Raw genomic sequence first — 14803 nt, forward strand, 5'->3', positions numbered from 1 at the left:
TAGGCACGGCCATAATTCACATTTTCAGAGTACACACCATGAGTCTCAAATGCGGCATCGTCGGTTTGCCCAACGTCGGCAAATCCACCCTCTTCAATGCGCTGACCAAAGCAGGCATTCCCGCAGAAAACTATCCGTTCTGCACGATCGAGCCCAACGTCGGCATGGTCGAGGTACCTGATCCGCGCCTGAAAGCGCTGGCCGGCATCGTCAAGCCGGAACGGATCCTGCCTGCAACCGTTGAATTTGTGGATATCGCAGGTCTGGTCGCCGGCGCTTCCAAGGGCGAAGGCCTGGGCAATCAGTTCCTCGCGCATATCCGCGAAACCGACGCCATCGTCAATGTGGTGCGCTGTTTTGAAGACGACAACGTGATCCACGTCGCCGGCAAGATCAATCCGCTGGACGACATCGAAGTGATCCAGACCGAGTTGGCGCTGGCCGACATGGGCACTGTCGAAAAAGCCATCCATCGCGAAAACAAGAAGGCCCGCTCCGGCGACAAGGACGCAGCCAAGCTGGTGGCCTTGCTGGAACGCCTGATGCCGCAGTTGGACCAAGCCAAGCCGGTACGCGCATGCGGACTGGATGCCGAAGAAATGGCCTTGATCAAGCCGCTCTGCCTGATCACGGCCAAGCCAGCCATGTATGTCGCCAACGTGTCCGACAGCGGCTTCACCAATAATCCGCTGCTGGATCAGCTGACCGCTTACGCCGCTTCACAAAATGCGCCGATCGTCGCGATCTGCGCCGCCATTGAATCCGAAATCGCCGATCTGGACGAAGCCGACAAACATGAATTCCTGGCTGACATGGGAATGGAAGAGCCGGGTCTGGATCGCCTGATCCGCGCGGCCTTCAAGCTGCTCGGCCTGCAAACCTACTTCACCGCCGGGGTCAAGGAAGTACGCGCCTGGACCATCCATGTCGGCGATACCGGGCCGCAAGCTGCCGGCGTGATTCACACCGATTTCGAACGCGGCTTCATCCGCGCGCAAACCATCGCTTACGACGATTACATTGCTTGCAAAGGTGAACAAGGCGCCAAGGAAGCCGGAAAAATGCGCGCCGAAGGCAAGGAATACGTGGTCAAGGATGGCGACGTGCTGAATTTCCTGTTCAACGTCTAACTCGAAACGTATCCAGTCAATTCAAAGCCCGGTCATTACCGGGCTTTTTTGTTTTCCGGACAAAAAGCGATAAAGTACTCAGCTGTCGGCGCAATGACGCAATCAAAAAGGTAAAGAAATGAGCGACCCAAAAATCAAGCAATACACCCATCCCGCCGGAGGCTGGGGAGCGCTGAAATATGTGGCCTTGCATCTTCTGAAAGAAAAAATCCCGGGCAAAGGTGCGCGCACTTTGCTGGCGCAGAATCAGCCGGATGGCTTCGACTGCCCCGGCTGCGCATGGCCGGACCGCGATCATGCATCGACTTTCGAATTTTGCGAAAACGGCGTCAAGGCAGTCGCCGCCGAAGCCACCGCCAAACGCGTCACGCGCACACTGTTCGAGCAAAACACCGTTTCGGCGCTGATGCAGCAGTCCGATTACGAACTGGAAGAACATGGCCGCCTGACCGAGCCGATGGCGTACCACGCCGCCACCGACAAATACCAGCCGATCAGCTGGCAGGATGCGTTCACGCTGATGGCAGATCATCTGAATGCGCTCGACGATCCCAATCAAGCCTCGTTCTACACTTCCGGCCGCACCAGCAATGAGGCGGCATTCCTGTATCAGTTGTTCGTACGCGAATACGGCACCAACAATTTCCCGGATTGCTCCAATATGTGCCACGAGCCGACCAGCGTCGGCTTGCCGGAAACAGTCGGGGTCGGCAAAGGCACGGTCACGCTGGACGATTTCGACCTGGCCGATACGCTGCTGATTTTCGGCCAGAATCCGGCCACCAACCATCCGCGCATGATGGGCGAGCTGCGCGAATGCGCCAAACGCGGCGCCACCATCGTCTCCATCAATCCGTTGCGCGAACGCGGACTGGAAAAATTCGCCAGCCCGCAGCACCCATCCGACATGCTGTCGCACGGCACGACGATCAGCTCGATGTTCATCCGGCCCACGCTGTGCGGCGATCTGGCCTTGGTCAAAGGGGTCATCAAGCGCGTGCTGGAACTCGACGACCAAGCGCAGCAAAACAATACCGAGCGTGTTGTCGACGTCCAGTTCATCGCCGAGCACACCGCTTATTTTGAAGAGTTCGCAACCGACATCCGCGCCGAAAGCTGGGATGACATCGTGACCGAATCCGGCGTCGCCAGAGACGACATCGAACGGCTGACCCAGGTCTACGTGCGCGGCAAGAACGTGATCGCCACCTGGGGCATGGGCCTGACCCAGCACAAGCATGGCGTGGCGACGATCCAGATGGTGTCGAACCTGATGCTCTTGCGCGGCAATATCGGCCGTCCGGGCGCCGGCCTGTGCCCGGTGCGCGGCCATTCGAACGTACAGGGCGACCGCACGGTAGGCATCGACGAAAAACCGACGGCGGCTTTTCTTGAGCGCATCGAGCGCGTGTTCGGCTTCAAGCCGCCCAAAGAACACGGCCTCGACGTGGTCGGCACGATTGAGGCGATGCTGGACGGCCGGGTCAAGGTATTGATCGGACTCGGCGGCAATTTCGCGATGGCGACGCCGGATACCCCGCGCACCTGGGACGCGCTACGCTCCTGCGCGCTGACGGTGCACATCACGACCAAACTCAACCGCAGTCATCTGATCCACGGTAAAGACGCGCTGATTCTGCCGACCCTGGGCCGTACCGAAATCGACCTCCAGGCCGGCGGCCCGCAGGGCGTAACGGTCGAGGATTCGATGAGCATGGTGCATGTCTCGTACGGCATCAATAAGCCGGTGTCGGCCGACTGCCTGTCGGAAGTCGACATCGTTGCACGGCTGGCGCACGCCACCCTGAACAACAGTCGTACCCCGTGGCTGGCCTATGTCGAGGACTACGCCCGCATCCGTGATGCAATCGAACAGGTGTACGACGCCTTCAAGGATTACAACCTGCGGATCGCCAAGCCCGGCGGTTTCCACCTGGGCGTCGCGTCGCGCAACCGGGTCTGGAAAACCGCCAGCGGCCGCGCCCAGTTCAAGGTATTGGCGATCCCCAAGGACACCCCGATCCATCAGGCGCGCCGTAAGTACGGCCCGCGCCTGATGACCTTGATGACGACCCGTTCGCACGATCAATACAACACCACGATCTACGGCATGGACGATCGCTATCGCGGCGTATACGGGCAGCGCCGGGTGGTGTTCGCGAATCGGCTCGACATCGAAATGCTCGGCTTTGCCGATGGCGACTGGGTCGACCTGATCGGCGTCTGGGACGACGGCATCGAACGCCGCGCCGATCGTTTCCTGCTGGTCGAGTACGACATCCCGCGCGGCTGCATCAGCAGCTACTACCCGGAAACCAACCCGCTGGTGCCGCTCAACAGCTATGCCGACAAAGCGCGCACGCCGACTTCGAAATCGATCCCGGTGCTGCTGCAGCGCTCGGCTGAAATCGGCGTCTGAACCGGCCATGGAAGAGATCGACGACGCCGTACTGGCGATCCTGGCGGCGCTGCATGATGTGGCAGCGGCAGCATCCGAACAGGCGAACGACGGCCTGTCGCTGGCCAAACTCAGCAAACGTGTGGCGCTGCGCATGAGCACTTTGCGCCGCCAGCTGACGGCGTTGGAAAGCGCCGACATCGTGACTGTGAGCTTGAACGAAGACGGCACCGGCCGCGCGGCGCTGACGCCGGCCGGCATCGCGCTGTGCGATGCTTTGGCGGAGGTTCAGCACAAGAGTCAATGACCTCAAAGTTAATTTAGTCATATCGATAGAGTCAAAAGATATTGGACGCCCTTCTGACTATGCCGTGATACTTGCCGGTTATTCGATTTATTTTCCGTGGGCTGACTATGACAAATTTCTGGTTCCGCATCCCTTTTTGGCAACGCGTGCTGGGCGGCTTCGTGCTTGGCGCACTGGCTGGGTGGCTGGTGGGCGAGCCGGCCGAGACCTGGTTTGGCCCGCTCGGCAAGCTGTACGTCACGCTGATCAAGATGATCGCCGTGCCGCTGGTCTTTTTTGCCGTCACCAATAGCATCGCAAGCCTGCATGGCATGAAAAGCGTGGCCGCGCTGGGCGGTAAAACTTTTTTATGGTTTGCCGTCACGGCGGTACTGGCAGTGGGAGTTGGGTTGCTGGTCGCGAATTTCACCAACCCAGGACAGGACATCGGCAAGCTCAGCATGGCCGCCGATTACAGCGTGCGTGAAGTGCCGACCCCGGTGCAGGTCTTGCTGGATGTGGTGCCGTCCAATCCGTTCAAGGCATTGAGCGAAGGCAAAATCCTTCAGGTGATTTTCTTCGCCGCCCTGCTCGGCATGGCGCTGGTCAAACTTGGCGACAAAGTCAGCCAGGTGCGCACGCTGGTCGGCGAAGCCAGCAGCGCCATGATCCAGATCACGCGCTTCGTGCTGGAGATGACCCCGCTCGGCACCTTTGGCCTGATTGCGGCGCTGGTCGGCTCGTACGGTTTTGAGCGGTTACTGCCGCTCGGTAATTTCGTATTCACGCTGTATCTGGCCTGCGCGCTGCATATCGTCGTGGTGTACGGCGGCCTGCTGATGGCACATCGCTTGAATCCGATCCGTTTTTTCCGCGGCGTGTTTCCCGCCATGCAGGTGGCATTCACCAGCTCGTCGAGCTTTGCCTCGATGCCGATCGCTTTGCGCAGCGTGGTGCAAAACCTCGGCGTGAAACAGGAATACGCAGCGTTCGCGGTGCCGCTCGGCGCCAGCATCAAGATGGACGGCTGCGGCGCCATCTATCCGGCGATTGCGTCGATTTTCGTGGCCCAATATTTCGGTCTGCAGCTCGACCTGTCGCAGTATTTTGTGATCATGCTGGCTTCGGTACTCGGCTCGTTCGGCACTGCCGGCGTACCCGGCACCGCCATCGTGATGGTGACGCTGGTGCTCAGTTCAGCCGGTCTGCCGCTGGAAGGGATAGGCTATTTGGTGGCGATCGACCGCATCCTGGACATGATGCGCACCATGACCAATGTCACCGGCCAAATGCTGGTGCCGGTATTGGTCGCGAAAGAAGAAGGCTTGCTGGATTTGAAGATTTACAACGCCGCCAATAGCGACGTCGGGCTGGCTGCAGGGGCCGCTGCGGATTGAAGCTCCGGGAAGAGAAGACGGCTTATTGCGCCTTCTCCGCAGCCTGCAAGCGCTCGTACTTGGCTTGCAGCTGCTCTTTGGTTTCGTGCCATGCCGGGTCGAGCGGGATACAGCTGACCGGGCACACTTGCTGGCATTGCGGCTCGTTGAAATGACCGACGCATTCGGTACATTTATGCGGGTCGATTTCGTAAATCTCCGGCCCCATATAAATCGCACCGTTCGGGCACTCGGGCTCGCATACGTCGCAATTGATGCAGTCATCAGTAATCAATAAAGCCATGGCACTACTCTTTTAAATCGAATTTCTGCAGGATCTGAGAATCCCGCATTACAACCGGTATTTATACGCCGATATCGCTTACGGCGCTTTGGCATCCAGTTGCGCGTCCAGCTTGGCCTTCAGCCATTTTTCCACGGATGGAAAAACGAACTTGGAGACATCGCCGCCCAGCGTCGCGATCTCGCGCACGATGGTGCCGGAGATAAACTGGTATTGATCCGACGGCGTCAGGAACAGCGTTTCGACATCCGGCAGCAGGTAGCGATTCATACCCGCCATCTGGAATTCGAATTCAAAGTCGGATACCGCACGCAAGCCGCGCACGATGACGTTGGCATCGTGCTGGCGCACAAAATCCTTGAGCAAGCCGGAGAAGCTCTCCACCTGCACGTTGGGATAATGCCCCAACACTTCATTGGCAATCGACAAGCGTTCTTCAAGCGAGAAAAACGGTTTTTTGTTTTTGCTGTCGGCAACGCCGACCACCAGCTTGTCAAATAGTCCGGATGCGCGACGCACCAAATCTTCATGACCGCGCGTCAGCGGATCAAACGTTCCTGGATAAACGGCAGTAACCATCTTGTTCCCCTAGGGTTCCCCAATCAGACGCGCATTATGCCTGAAATTGCATTGGCAGATTTCTATTGTCGCTTTAGTAAATGATAAAAAACCATGCCGGCCTTGTCAGCCCGTAAAACTTGCCAGCCGGTCATCCATTCGGGCAAAACGCTATCGGCACTGTCAGTCAGTGCAAATTCGGATTCGACATACAGCAAGCCGCCGTCGGCCAGCAAACCTTGGCACAAGGGCACGACTTTACCCAGCCAGTTCTGGTGATACGGCGGATCGAGAAAAATCAGGTTGAAGCGCGCCGTACCGGCGCCGGTCTTGGCCAGCCAGGTCGACGCATCGCTACGCTGGATCTGGACCTGGTCCGCGTTCAGTTTGGTTTTCGTGGCCTCCAGCTGCCGTACGGCCGGGGTATTGTGTTCGATCATCGTGACCTGCGCGGCGCCGCGGCTGGCCGCCTCAAAACCCAGCGCGCCGGTGCCGGCAAACAAATCTAGGCAATGCACTCCGTGCCAATTGCCATCCAACAAATGGCCCAGCCAGTTAAATACCGTCTCGCGCACCCGGTCCGGTGTCGGCCGCAAACCTTCGCTGTCCAGCACCGCCAGCGGCGTGCGCTTCCACTCGCCGCCGATAATCCTGACTTGCCGCGCCAAAGCAGGCTTGCTGCCATGTACCGGCGTTTTTGCGGGCGTTTTCTTAATGCTTTGTTTTTTCATTAATAATCAATAAATATGCAGGAATTTTTCTTGCCTGAAACACCTTCAAACCGGCTGAAGAGCTGACCCCATCTTTAATTTCATTGCCGTCGCTCTGATAGAATGCGGAGGATTGTACCTCTTGTACGGTGCGCCAAAGAGCGCCGTATCACCCTATTTCACTGCTTTCCAGGCCAGATCCCAGATGTTTAGCTTCTTCAAGAAAAAACCAAAAGTCGAACCCGCAGCATTGCCAGAATCGCCACCGGAAGCATTGACAGACTTGCCACAGCAGACTGAGCCCGAAGCGGCTCCCGTTGTCACGGCCCACATCCCCCCAGTTGCGCCGGCTCAGGCAGCAATTGAAGAAGAAACAATCATCGTTGCCGCGCCAGTAGCGGCAGAGCAAAAGCGCTCATGGTTATCGCGCCTGAAAACCGGCTTGTCGAAAACCTCTTCCAGCCTGACCATGCTGTTCGTCGGCGCCAAGATCGACGACGACCTATATGAAGAATTGGAATCGGCGCTGCTGCTGTCCGACGCCGGGGTCGAGGCCACCCAGTTCTTGCTGAACGCGTTGAAAAAGAAGGTCAAGGAAGACAAGCTGACCGAGGCCGCCCAGGTCAAGGCGGCTTTGCGCATGCTGTTGATCGACTTGTTGACGCCGCTGCAAAAACCGCTGGTGCTGGGCCGGCATCAACCTTTGGTGATGATGATCGCCGGCGTCAACGGCGCCGGCAAAACCACCACTATCGGCAAACTTGCCAAGCATCTGCAAGCGCATCAGCAATCGGTTTTGCTGGCCGCCGGTGACACCTTCCGCGCTGCCGCTCGCGAACAATTGACGATCTGGGGCGAACGCAACAACGTCACCGTGATTGCACAGGAATCCGGCGATCCGGCCGCGGTCGCATTCGACGCCGTGCATTCGGCGCAGGCGCGCGGCACCAATGTGGTCATGGTCGATACCGCCGGCCGCCTGCCGACGCAATTGCACCTGATGGACGAGCTGAAAAAAATCAAGCGCGTGATAGGCAAAGGCATGGCCTCGGCGCCGCATGAAGTATTGCTGATCATCGACGGCAACACCGGCCAGAACGCACTGGCGCAAGTGAAGGCTTTCGACGATGCGCTCGGATTGACGGGACTGGTCATCACCAAGCTCGACGGCACCGCCAAGGGCGGCGTGCTGGCAGCCATCGCCACCACGCGCGCGATCCCGGTCTATTTCATCGGCGTCGGCGAGCAGATCGACGATTTGCAACCGTTTAACGCGGTCGAGTTTGTCGATGCGCTGCTTGGTTAATCGCATATCCGGTTGATTAAAGCCATGATCGAATTCAAGCAGGTGTCCAAGAAATATGCGCGCGACGTCTATGCGCTGCGCGATATCACGCTATCGGTGAACAAAGGCGATCTGATTTTCCTGGCCGGCCCGTCCGGCGCCGGCAAATCGACCTTGCTCAACATGATTGCGGCGATAGAACGCCCTAGCGGCGGTACGCTGACCGTCAGCGGCGCCAATATCGGCAAATTGAAATCTTCCGGCCTGCCCTATCTGCGGCGCAATCTCGGCCTGATCCTGCAACAGCAAAAACTGCTGTTGGACCGGACCGTGCTGGCCAACGTCATGTTGCCACTGCTGGTCACCGGCGCCAGCCGTTCCGAGGCTGAAAAGCGCTCCCATGCGGCGCTCGACAAAGTCGGCCTGCTGGACAAAGCCGGCACCGACCCTCAAGCCTTGTCAGGCGGCGAACAACAACGGGTGTCGATCGCGCGCGCCATCGTCAATCGCCCGCAAATCATTCTGGCCGACGAGCCGACCGCCAACCTGGATCGCGACAATGCCGACAAGGTGCTGGATGCGCTGAAGTCATTCCATGCGGTCGGCGTGACCTGCCTGATTTCAACCCATGACGAGCAATTCCTCGGCAGCGCCAATCGCGTGGTGTTCCTGGACCAGGGCCGGATTGTCGACCACTGGCAGAACTCTGCGATGCGTGCCACGGGAGGCGGCGCATGAAGATCTGGCTGCGGCAGCATCTGTTTGCAATCGGCGATGCACTCACCCATCTGTGCAAAGCGCCCGGCAGTTTTGCGTTGAACGTGCTGGTGGTCGGCATCGCCCTGGCCTTGCCGTTTGCCGGCTTGACCTTGCTCGAAAACGTCCGTCCGGTATCGGAACAGCTGGCGGTGGAGCCGGAAATCAGCCTGTTCATGGCGGTCGACGCGCCGCGCGACAAGGCGGTCGCCCTGGCGGAGCCGATTGGCGCCGTCTTGCAAAAGCATCGCAGCAGCGCCAAGGTGCTGTTCATGCCGCGCGAAGACGCCTTGCTCAGTCTCAAAAATAAAACCGGCTTGGCCGACGCCCTGAGCACGCTGGGCCAGAATCCGCTGCCGGATGCCTACGTGCTCAAGCTGTCCGGCTTCCACGATGCGCCGGACGCGGCCCGGGTCGATACGATCGCCGCGGAATTGAAAGCATTGCCGGGAATCGATAGCGTCCAGGTCGACTCGGAATGGGTGAAACGACTGGCAGCGCTGCTGGCCATCCTGCGGCTGGTGTTGCTGTTTCTGGCGATCACGCTCGGCGTGGTGGTGGTCGCAGTCGTCTTCAATACAGTGCGCCTGCAAGTACTGACCCAGCGCGAAGAAATTGCGATCGCCAAATTGGTCGGCGCCACCGACACGTTTATCCATCGGCCGTTTTATTACAGCGGCGCGCTGCTCGGCTTGTGCGCCGGCGGCCTGGCGCTGGCTGCGATCGCGCTCGGCTTGCAGCCCTTGAATCAGGCGATTGCCGAATTTGCCCGTCTGTACGCATCGGAATTCCGGCTGCTGCCGCTGAGTTCGGCGGCGATGCTGGCGCTGTTGGCGATCAGCGCCGGCTTGGGCCTGATCGGCGCGGTGCTGTCCGTGCGCCGGCATCTGGCGCGCCTGGCGTAGGCCAAGCCGTCATGCTGACCGGTCTGTTATGCGCGCTGGGCGCCGGCCTGATGTGGGGACTGGTGTTCATTGCGCCGCTGATGCTGGCCGACTACCCGGGCATCATGCTGTCGTTCGGCCGCTATGCCGCGTTCGGCCTGATCGCGCTGGTGCCGGCGCTGCTCGACCGCCAGCGCATCGCGACGCTGAGCAAAGCCGACTGGAGAGCGGCGCTGAAGTTGTCGCTGGTCGGCAATCTGTTGTATTACGCCGCTTTGGCGACCGCCATTCAATTGGCTGATGCGCCGCTACCGACGATGCTGATCGGCACCTTGCCGGTGGTGATTTCGGTTTGCTCCAACTGGTCCGCCGGGCATGGGGCCGAGAGCGTCGCCTGGCGACTGCTGGCGCCCTCGCTGCTGATTATTCTGGTTGGCATTCTGTGCGTGAATGGCGCCGAGTTGGCGCAGTTGAAACTGGCGGCCGGCCATACCCGCTCGCTGTCCGACTATGCTTTGGGCTGCGTCATTGCATTGGGCGGGGTCGCCGCCTGGACCTGGTATCCGATCGTCAATGCCCGTTACCTGAAAGCCAATCCGCATATCAGCCCGTCGACCTGGGCCACAGCACAAGGATTGGCGACCTTGCCATTGGCGCTGACCGGTTTGCTCGGTTATGGCATTTATTTAAAATTATCCGGCGGCGCCTATGCCTTTCCGTTCGGCCCGCGTCCGCTCCAGTTTATCGGCCTGATGCTGTTGATCGGCCTTAGCGCTTCGTGGCTCGGGACGCTGCTGTGGAACAAGGCCAGCCAGCATTTGCCGACCGCGCTGCTGGCGCAATTGATCGTCTTCGAAACCTTGTCGGCGTTGTTGTACGCGTTTATTTTCAGGGGCACGCTGCCCGGCATGCAGGTGCTGGCGGGGATTGTGTTGTTGTGCCTCGGCGTGGTTTTTGGTGTGCGTACCTTCCAGCATCAGATACCATAGCGGCTGGATTCATTTTTTGCAGCCGTCTGCACCCTTCCGTGAAACCTGCCCTTCCAAATGCCCTGAAGTTTTCCGGCCGCTGCGCCTTGCTCGCCGCTTGCGCCGTGCTGATGCTTGGCGCTTGTTCGCCCAAGTTCAATTGGCGCGAAGTACGCGCCAGCGACGCCTCGTACAGCGTGCTGCTGCCTGCCAAGCCGTCAACTTTTTCGCGTCCGATCGATCTGGGCGGCTTGCCGGTGACGATGACAATGACGGCGGCCAAGGTGGACGACACGGTATTTGCGGTCGGCAGCGCGACGCTGCCGGAGAGCGCTCAGGCGCAGGCGGCGCTGGTTGCGATGCAAACCGCATTGGTGAAAAATATCAACGGCACGCTTAAATCCGAGAAAACCACCGCCGCTGCCGGCAACACGCCAGGTTGGTCGGCCAGCATCGATATGGAAGCGGTCGGCACCCCGACAGGCGGCAAGCCGCAAATCCTGTTCGGGCACTTTGTCAGCAAAGGAAAAGAGGTCTATCAGGTCATCGTGATCGGGCCGGAGAAGGACGTATCGCGCGAGAACGCGGACACTTTCATCGCATCCTTCAAACCCCATTGACAATGTGATCATTACTTGACTCACCGTCAATAAAACTCCAGGCACACCCGCTGTTGCCGACGGTGACAGCGCTAGCGAGCACTACCGCAAAGAGGTATTCTATGCGGTGCGTAATTTTATCCACAACAATATCTTGAGGCTTTATGTTAGTCACTTTCAAATCCAAAGAATCCGCCGACGTCATCATGTTCGAACCGGACGCCAAGCGCATCCTTGACCTGCTGCACAAAGAGGTGAAGATGGGCGTTATCACTCCGCAAGAAGGCGCAGCAGCGATTGCAAAACTGGAAGCGGAAGCCTTGGAAAGCCGTGCCCACCCGATGTCCGACGTCGTGCAACACGATATCGCAGTACATCACGGCGAAGCCGGCGACGACTCCGGTCATGAGCCAGTGCAAGCGATCGCCTTCGGCCACCGCATCCACCCACTGCTGGAAATGCTGCGCGAAGCGCAAAAACACCAGGACAACGTGCTCTGGGGTGTCTAATGAGCGCAGCTCGCGAGCATCAACTTGCGACTGACGATGGCATTTCTTTATTCGTTACCGACTGGCCGCTTCCCCCCGGCGCGCCAGTCGCCGGCAGTATCCTGCTGATGCACGGCCTGGGCGAACATGCTGGACGTTATGCCCATGTCGTGCGTTTTTTCAATCGCTGCGGCCTGGTGGTGCGCAGCTATGACCAGCGCGGTCACGGTCGCTCCGGCGGCCGACGCGGCGATGTCCCCGACGACACGGCGCTATTGCGCGATGCAAAAATGGTGCTGGATGACTTCAGCCGCCAGCAAACCGCTTCTTATCCCGACCTGCCTCCATTAGCCCCGTTATTGTTCGGCCACAGCATGGGCGGCTTGTTTGCCGCGCGTTTCGCCACGGCTTGCCTGTCGCCGCTGCGTGGATTGATTTTGTCGTCGCCGGGATTGGCTTTGCCCTTGTCCGGCATGCAATTGCGCCTGCTTAAGCTGATGACCGCGATAGCTCCCGGCCTGGCGCTGCCGAGCGGCCTGTCTGCTGACCAGCTGTCGCATGATCCGGCGGTCGCCAAGGCTTACCGCGCCGATCCGCTGGTACATGGCAAGATCAGCGCACGCTTGTTGAACAGCATGCTGCATGCCGGTGAATTCGCGCTCGGCCATGCCCAGGCGCTGGCGATCCCGACGCTGCTGCTGGTTGCGGCTGACGACCACCTGGTGAATCCCGATGGCAGCCGCCGTTTCTTCGATGCCTTGCGGCCCGCTATCGGCACGCTGCACGATTACGACGGCATGTACCACGAGCTTTTGAATGAAATCGGCGCCGAACGCGTATTTGCCGATCTGCGCCGCTGGCTTGATGCGCAGCAGATGCTGCGACCGCTGAATCCGCTCCCGATGACATGAAAACTGGGGATTTTGCCGCTTTATTGCATGATTTGCCATCGGAGCGCACGCTAAAGACACCATCCCCGCTACAATCGCATGTTCGCCTTTCCCATCGAGCCACGCAGAACTGACTTGACCGCAAATTGACTTATTCCACTCTCAAAAAAGATTCACTCGCCTTCAGCCTGCTGGGTGCAGCCCAGGCTGTAGCCCTGGTGCGCGACGGTGCCGCGCTGCCGCAAGCGCTGGCGCAAGTATTTGCCCAATCCGCTGCGCCGGCGCCAACCCGCGGCGCCATCCAGGACATCGCTTACCGGACCATGCGCGGAGTGGGTCGCGCCGAAACTTTATTGAACAGCCTGGCCAGCAGGCCGCCCGAGCCGACGCTGCTGCACTGCCTGCTGTGCTGCGCGCTGTGCCTGCTGGCTGACGCCGACGATGCCGCCTACGAAACATTTACCGTAGTCGATCAGGCCGTCACCGCTACCGCCTCCGACCCGCAAATGGCGCATGCAAAGGGAATGGTCAATGCGGTGCTGCGCCGCTTCTTGCGCGAGCGCGCAGCGCTGATCGCCAGCGCGATCAAAACGCCGCTCGGCTTGTGGAATTACCCGGTCTGGTGGATCGATCGGATGAAGGCCGCGTACCCGCAAGACTGGCAAGCCATCTTAACCAACGGCAATTTGCCGCCGCCGCTCACCTTGCGCGTAAATCGCCGCAAAACCACGGTAGCCGCCTATTTGCAGACCTTGTCGACGCATGGCCTCGGCGCCCGCCAGATCGGCGCTGACGCGGTACGCCTGGATAGCCCGCTGCCGGTGGCCCAGATTCCCGGCTTTGACGACGGCCTGGTTTCGGTGCAGGACGCGGCGGCTCAACTGGCGGCGCCGCTGCTGGATTTGCATGACGGCATGCGGGTACTGGACGCCTGCGCGGCCCCCGGCGGCAAGACCGGCCATATCCTGGAAACGGCTGAGGTAGAACTGACCGCACTGGACAACAATGCCAAACGCTTGCAGCGGATCACCCAGAATTTGCAGCGCTTGCAGCTACAGGCAACATTGCAGGTCGGTGATGCTTGCGAGGGTGCCAAAGGCGGCGGCTGGTGGGATGGCGTGCCATTCGACCGGATTCTGGCCGATGTCCCTTGCACCGCGTCCGGCATTCTGCGGCGCCACCCCGATATCCGCTGGTTGCGCCGCAAGACCGATACTGCACAACTTGCAACACTTTCGGCGCAGATTCTGGACAACCTTTGGCAGATGCTGCGCCCGGATGGTAAATTGCTATTGGTAACGTGCTCCCTATGGCCGGAAGAATCGGAAGCACAGGCAATTGCTTTTGCGGCTCGCAATCATGCCATTCGCTTACCGGCTCCGGGGCAATTATTGCCGACGGTAAGCACCGAACAAGATCATGACGGCCTGTTTTATGCATTGTTTCAGAAGCCTTGATGTTATCGACATAACTTTTATTCAATCTTTTTGACCGGACCCCGATCCGCCCCCAAGACCAGTGACGCGACCATTGCCTCATTTCATAAAATACTGGCTGCTAGCTTTTATGCTGGCAATGTCCTTTGGTCATGCGTCGAGCTATGCAGCCGATGGCGTCGAGATGGTTCAGGCGCACATCGAAGCCAGCGACGAGGGCTACAAATTGTCGTCGGCATTTTCATTCGACCTCAATCGCGGCCTGGAAGACGCCGTCAATCGCGGTGTCCCGCTGTATTTCACGACTGACGTCGAACTGACTCGCCCGCGCTGGTATTGGTTCGACGAAAAGGCGATCCAGGCATCACAAACCATCCGCCTGTCGTACAACGTGCTGACCCGGCGCTACCATGCCGCCATTTCCGGCAGCCTGCAACAGAGCTTCAGCACACTGGATGATGCGTTGTCGCTGATACGCCGCCCCAATCGCTGGGTCATCGCCGACAAAGGCGCGCTAAAGAACGGCGAAATCTACAAGGTGGCGGTGCGCATGGGACTGGATCTGGCGCAATCGCCGAAACCATTCCAGATCAATGCCTTGAACAACAGCGACTGGCGCCTTTCTTCCGACTGGAAGAATTTCAACTACAAGGCAGAGTGACAGTGCCATTCCTTTTTCACATCGACTTTGAAACCTGGCTGCCGACCGTCCCCGCATACGGCAAGCCAGGCCGA

16 protein-coding genes are annotated in these 14803 nt (G+C 59.3%); 13 read left to right on the forward strand and 3 right to left on the reverse strand.

Annotation, left to right across the window (positions count from 1 at the left end; genetic code table 11):
- Positions 1-38 precede the first annotated feature (38 nt).
- The 4 genes from ychF (at position 39) to ACFPM8_RS02830 (ending at position 5211) form a co-directional block, all read left to right on the forward strand.
- A complete protein-coding gene (ychF, locus tag ACFPM8_RS02815; protein ID WP_378994776.1) occupies positions 39-1130 on the forward strand; it encodes a redox-regulated ATPase YchF in 1092 nt (363 codons plus the stop codon).
- Between the two features lie 118 nt (positions 1131-1248).
- A complete protein-coding gene (locus tag ACFPM8_RS02820) occupies positions 1249-3549 on the forward strand; it encodes an FdhF/YdeP family oxidoreductase (protein WP_378994778.1) in 2301 nt (766 codons plus the stop codon).
- 7 nt (positions 3550-3556) lie between these two features.
- Positions 3557-3835: a helix-turn-helix domain-containing protein gene (locus ACFPM8_RS02825; protein ID WP_378994779.1), complete on the forward strand. Its 279-nt coding sequence runs from the start codon at positions 3557-3559 to the stop codon at positions 3833-3835.
- Between the two features lie 107 nt (positions 3836-3942).
- Positions 3943-5211, forward strand: a complete 1269-nt coding sequence (locus ACFPM8_RS02830) for a dicarboxylate/amino acid:cation symporter (RefSeq protein ID WP_378994780.1) — start codon at positions 3943-3945, stop codon at positions 5209-5211.
- A gap of 22 nt (positions 5212-5233) precedes the next feature.
- Here the strand turns inward: ACFPM8_RS02830 and ACFPM8_RS02835 are convergent, their stop codons facing one another.
- The 3 genes from ACFPM8_RS02835 to rsmD all read right to left on the reverse strand — a co-directional run bounded on the left by ACFPM8_RS02835 (position 5234) and on the right by rsmD (position 6783).
- Complete coding sequence (locus ACFPM8_RS02835) at positions 5234-5494, reverse strand: YfhL family 4Fe-4S dicluster ferredoxin (RefSeq protein WP_378994781.1); 261 nt, start codon at positions 5492-5494, stop codon at positions 5234-5236.
- A gap of 78 nt (positions 5495-5572) precedes the next feature.
- Positions 5573-6073 carry a pantetheine-phosphate adenylyltransferase gene (gene coaD / locus ACFPM8_RS02840; protein ID WP_378994783.1) on the reverse strand — a complete coding sequence of 167 codons (501 nt, stop codon included), beginning with the start codon at positions 6071-6073 and terminating at the stop codon, positions 5573-5575.
- A gap of 62 nt (positions 6074-6135) precedes the next feature.
- Positions 6136-6783, reverse strand: coding sequence for a 16S rRNA (guanine(966)-N(2))-methyltransferase RsmD (gene rsmD, locus ACFPM8_RS02845; RefSeq protein ID WP_378994785.1), 648 nt, complete (start codon positions 6781-6783; stop codon positions 6136-6138).
- A gap of 184 nt (positions 6784-6967) precedes the next feature.
- On the opposite strand from rsmD, the gene ftsY reads away from it, so the two are divergent.
- The 9 genes from ftsY (at position 6968) to ACFPM8_RS02890 (ending at position 14729) form a co-directional block, all read left to right on the forward strand.
- The gene (gene ftsY / locus ACFPM8_RS02850) at positions 6968-8068 is read left to right on the forward strand and encodes a signal recognition particle-docking protein FtsY (protein ID WP_378994787.1); all 1101 of its coding nucleotides are present in this window, start codon (positions 6968-6970) and stop codon (positions 8066-8068) included.
- A gap of 24 nt (positions 8069-8092) precedes the next feature.
- The gene (locus tag ACFPM8_RS02855) at positions 8093-8785 is read left to right on the forward strand and encodes a cell division ATP-binding protein FtsE (RefSeq protein ID WP_378994789.1); all 693 of its coding nucleotides are present in this window, start codon (positions 8093-8095) and stop codon (positions 8783-8785) included.
- Positions 8782-9708, forward strand: a complete 927-nt coding sequence (ftsX, locus tag ACFPM8_RS02860) for a permease-like cell division protein FtsX (RefSeq protein ID WP_378994792.1) — start codon at positions 8782-8784, stop codon at positions 9706-9708. Before ACFPM8_RS02855 ends, ftsX begins: the two co-directional genes overlap by 4 nt.
- Positions 9709-9719: 11 nt before the next feature.
- A complete protein-coding gene (locus ACFPM8_RS02865) occupies positions 9720-10676 on the forward strand; it encodes a DMT family transporter (RefSeq protein ID WP_378994794.1) in 957 nt (318 codons plus the stop codon).
- Positions 10677-10714: 38 nt separating this feature from the next.
- Positions 10715-11275 carry a hypothetical protein gene (locus ACFPM8_RS02870; RefSeq protein ID WP_378994796.1) on the forward strand — a complete coding sequence of 187 codons (561 nt, stop codon included), beginning with the start codon at positions 10715-10717 and terminating at the stop codon, positions 11273-11275.
- A gap of 143 nt (positions 11276-11418) precedes the next feature.
- Positions 11419-11763 carry a DUF1840 domain-containing protein gene (locus tag ACFPM8_RS02875; RefSeq protein WP_378994798.1) on the forward strand — a complete coding sequence of 115 codons (345 nt, stop codon included), beginning with the start codon at positions 11419-11421 and terminating at the stop codon, positions 11761-11763.
- The gene (locus ACFPM8_RS02880; RefSeq protein WP_378994800.1) at positions 11763-12653 is read left to right on the forward strand and encodes an alpha/beta hydrolase; all 891 of its coding nucleotides are present in this window, start codon (positions 11763-11765) and stop codon (positions 12651-12653) included. Before ACFPM8_RS02875 ends, ACFPM8_RS02880 begins: the two co-directional genes overlap by 1 nt.
- Before the next feature lie 125 nt (positions 12654-12778).
- Entirely contained in the window at positions 12779-14089 is a 1311-nt protein-coding gene (gene rsmB, locus ACFPM8_RS02885; RefSeq protein ID WP_378994802.1) for a 16S rRNA (cytosine(967)-C(5))-methyltransferase RsmB, read from the forward strand.
- Positions 14090-14198: 109 nt separating this feature from the next.
- Positions 14199-14729 carry a DUF4390 domain-containing protein gene (locus ACFPM8_RS02890; protein ID WP_378994804.1) on the forward strand — a complete coding sequence of 177 codons (531 nt, stop codon included), beginning with the start codon at positions 14199-14201 and terminating at the stop codon, positions 14727-14729.
- Positions 14730-14803: the final 74 nt, after the last annotated feature.

The sequence above is a fragment of the Paraherbaspirillum soli genome (assembly GCF_042654985.1).
GTDB lineage: Bacteria > Pseudomonadota > Gammaproteobacteria > Burkholderiales > Burkholderiaceae_D > Paraherbaspirillum > Paraherbaspirillum soli.

Bases quoted from the DNA above. Each gene is read 5' to 3' on its own strand.
- ychF (WP_378994776.1), top strand. From the start codon at position 39: ATGAGTCTCAAATGCGGCATCGTCGGTTTGCCCAACGTCGGCAAATCC.
- ACFPM8_RS02865 (WP_378994794.1), top strand. From the start codon at position 9,720: ATGCTGACCGGTCTGTTATGCGCGCTGGGCGCCGGCCTGATGTGGGGA.
- ACFPM8_RS02855 (WP_378994789.1), top strand. From the start codon at position 8,093: ATGATCGAATTCAAGCAGGTGTCCAAGAAATATGCGCGCGACGTCTAT.
- ACFPM8_RS02830 (WP_378994780.1), top strand. From the start codon at position 3,943: ATGACAAATTTCTGGTTCCGCATCCCTTTTTGGCAACGCGTGCTGGGC.
- ACFPM8_RS02835 (WP_378994781.1), bottom strand. From the start codon at position 5,494: ATGGCTTTATTGATTACTGATGACTGCATCAATTGCGACGTATGCGAG.
- coaD (WP_378994783.1), bottom strand. From the start codon at position 6,073: ATGGTTACTGCCGTTTATCCAGGAACGTTTGATCCGCTGACGCGCGGT.
- ftsX (WP_378994792.1), top strand. From the start codon at position 8,782: ATGAAGATCTGGCTGCGGCAGCATCTGTTTGCAATCGGCGATGCACTC.
- ACFPM8_RS02820 (WP_378994778.1), top strand. From the start codon at position 1,249: ATGAGCGACCCAAAAATCAAGCAATACACCCATCCCGCCGGAGGCTGG.
- ACFPM8_RS02890 (WP_378994804.1), top strand. From the start codon at position 14,199: ATGCTGGCAATGTCCTTTGGTCATGCGTCGAGCTATGCAGCCGATGGC.
- ftsY (WP_378994787.1), top strand. From the start codon at position 6,968: ATGTTTAGCTTCTTCAAGAAAAAACCAAAAGTCGAACCCGCAGCATTG.
- ACFPM8_RS02825 (WP_378994779.1), top strand. From the start codon at position 3,557: ATGGAAGAGATCGACGACGCCGTACTGGCGATCCTGGCGGCGCTGCAT.
- ACFPM8_RS02875 (WP_378994798.1), top strand. From the start codon at position 11,419: ATGTTAGTCACTTTCAAATCCAAAGAATCCGCCGACGTCATCATGTTC.
- ACFPM8_RS02880 (WP_378994800.1), top strand. From the start codon at position 11,763: ATGAGCGCAGCTCGCGAGCATCAACTTGCGACTGACGATGGCATTTCT.
- rsmD (WP_378994785.1), bottom strand. From the start codon at position 6,783: ATGAAAAAACAAAGCATTAAGAAAACGCCCGCAAAAACGCCGGTACAT.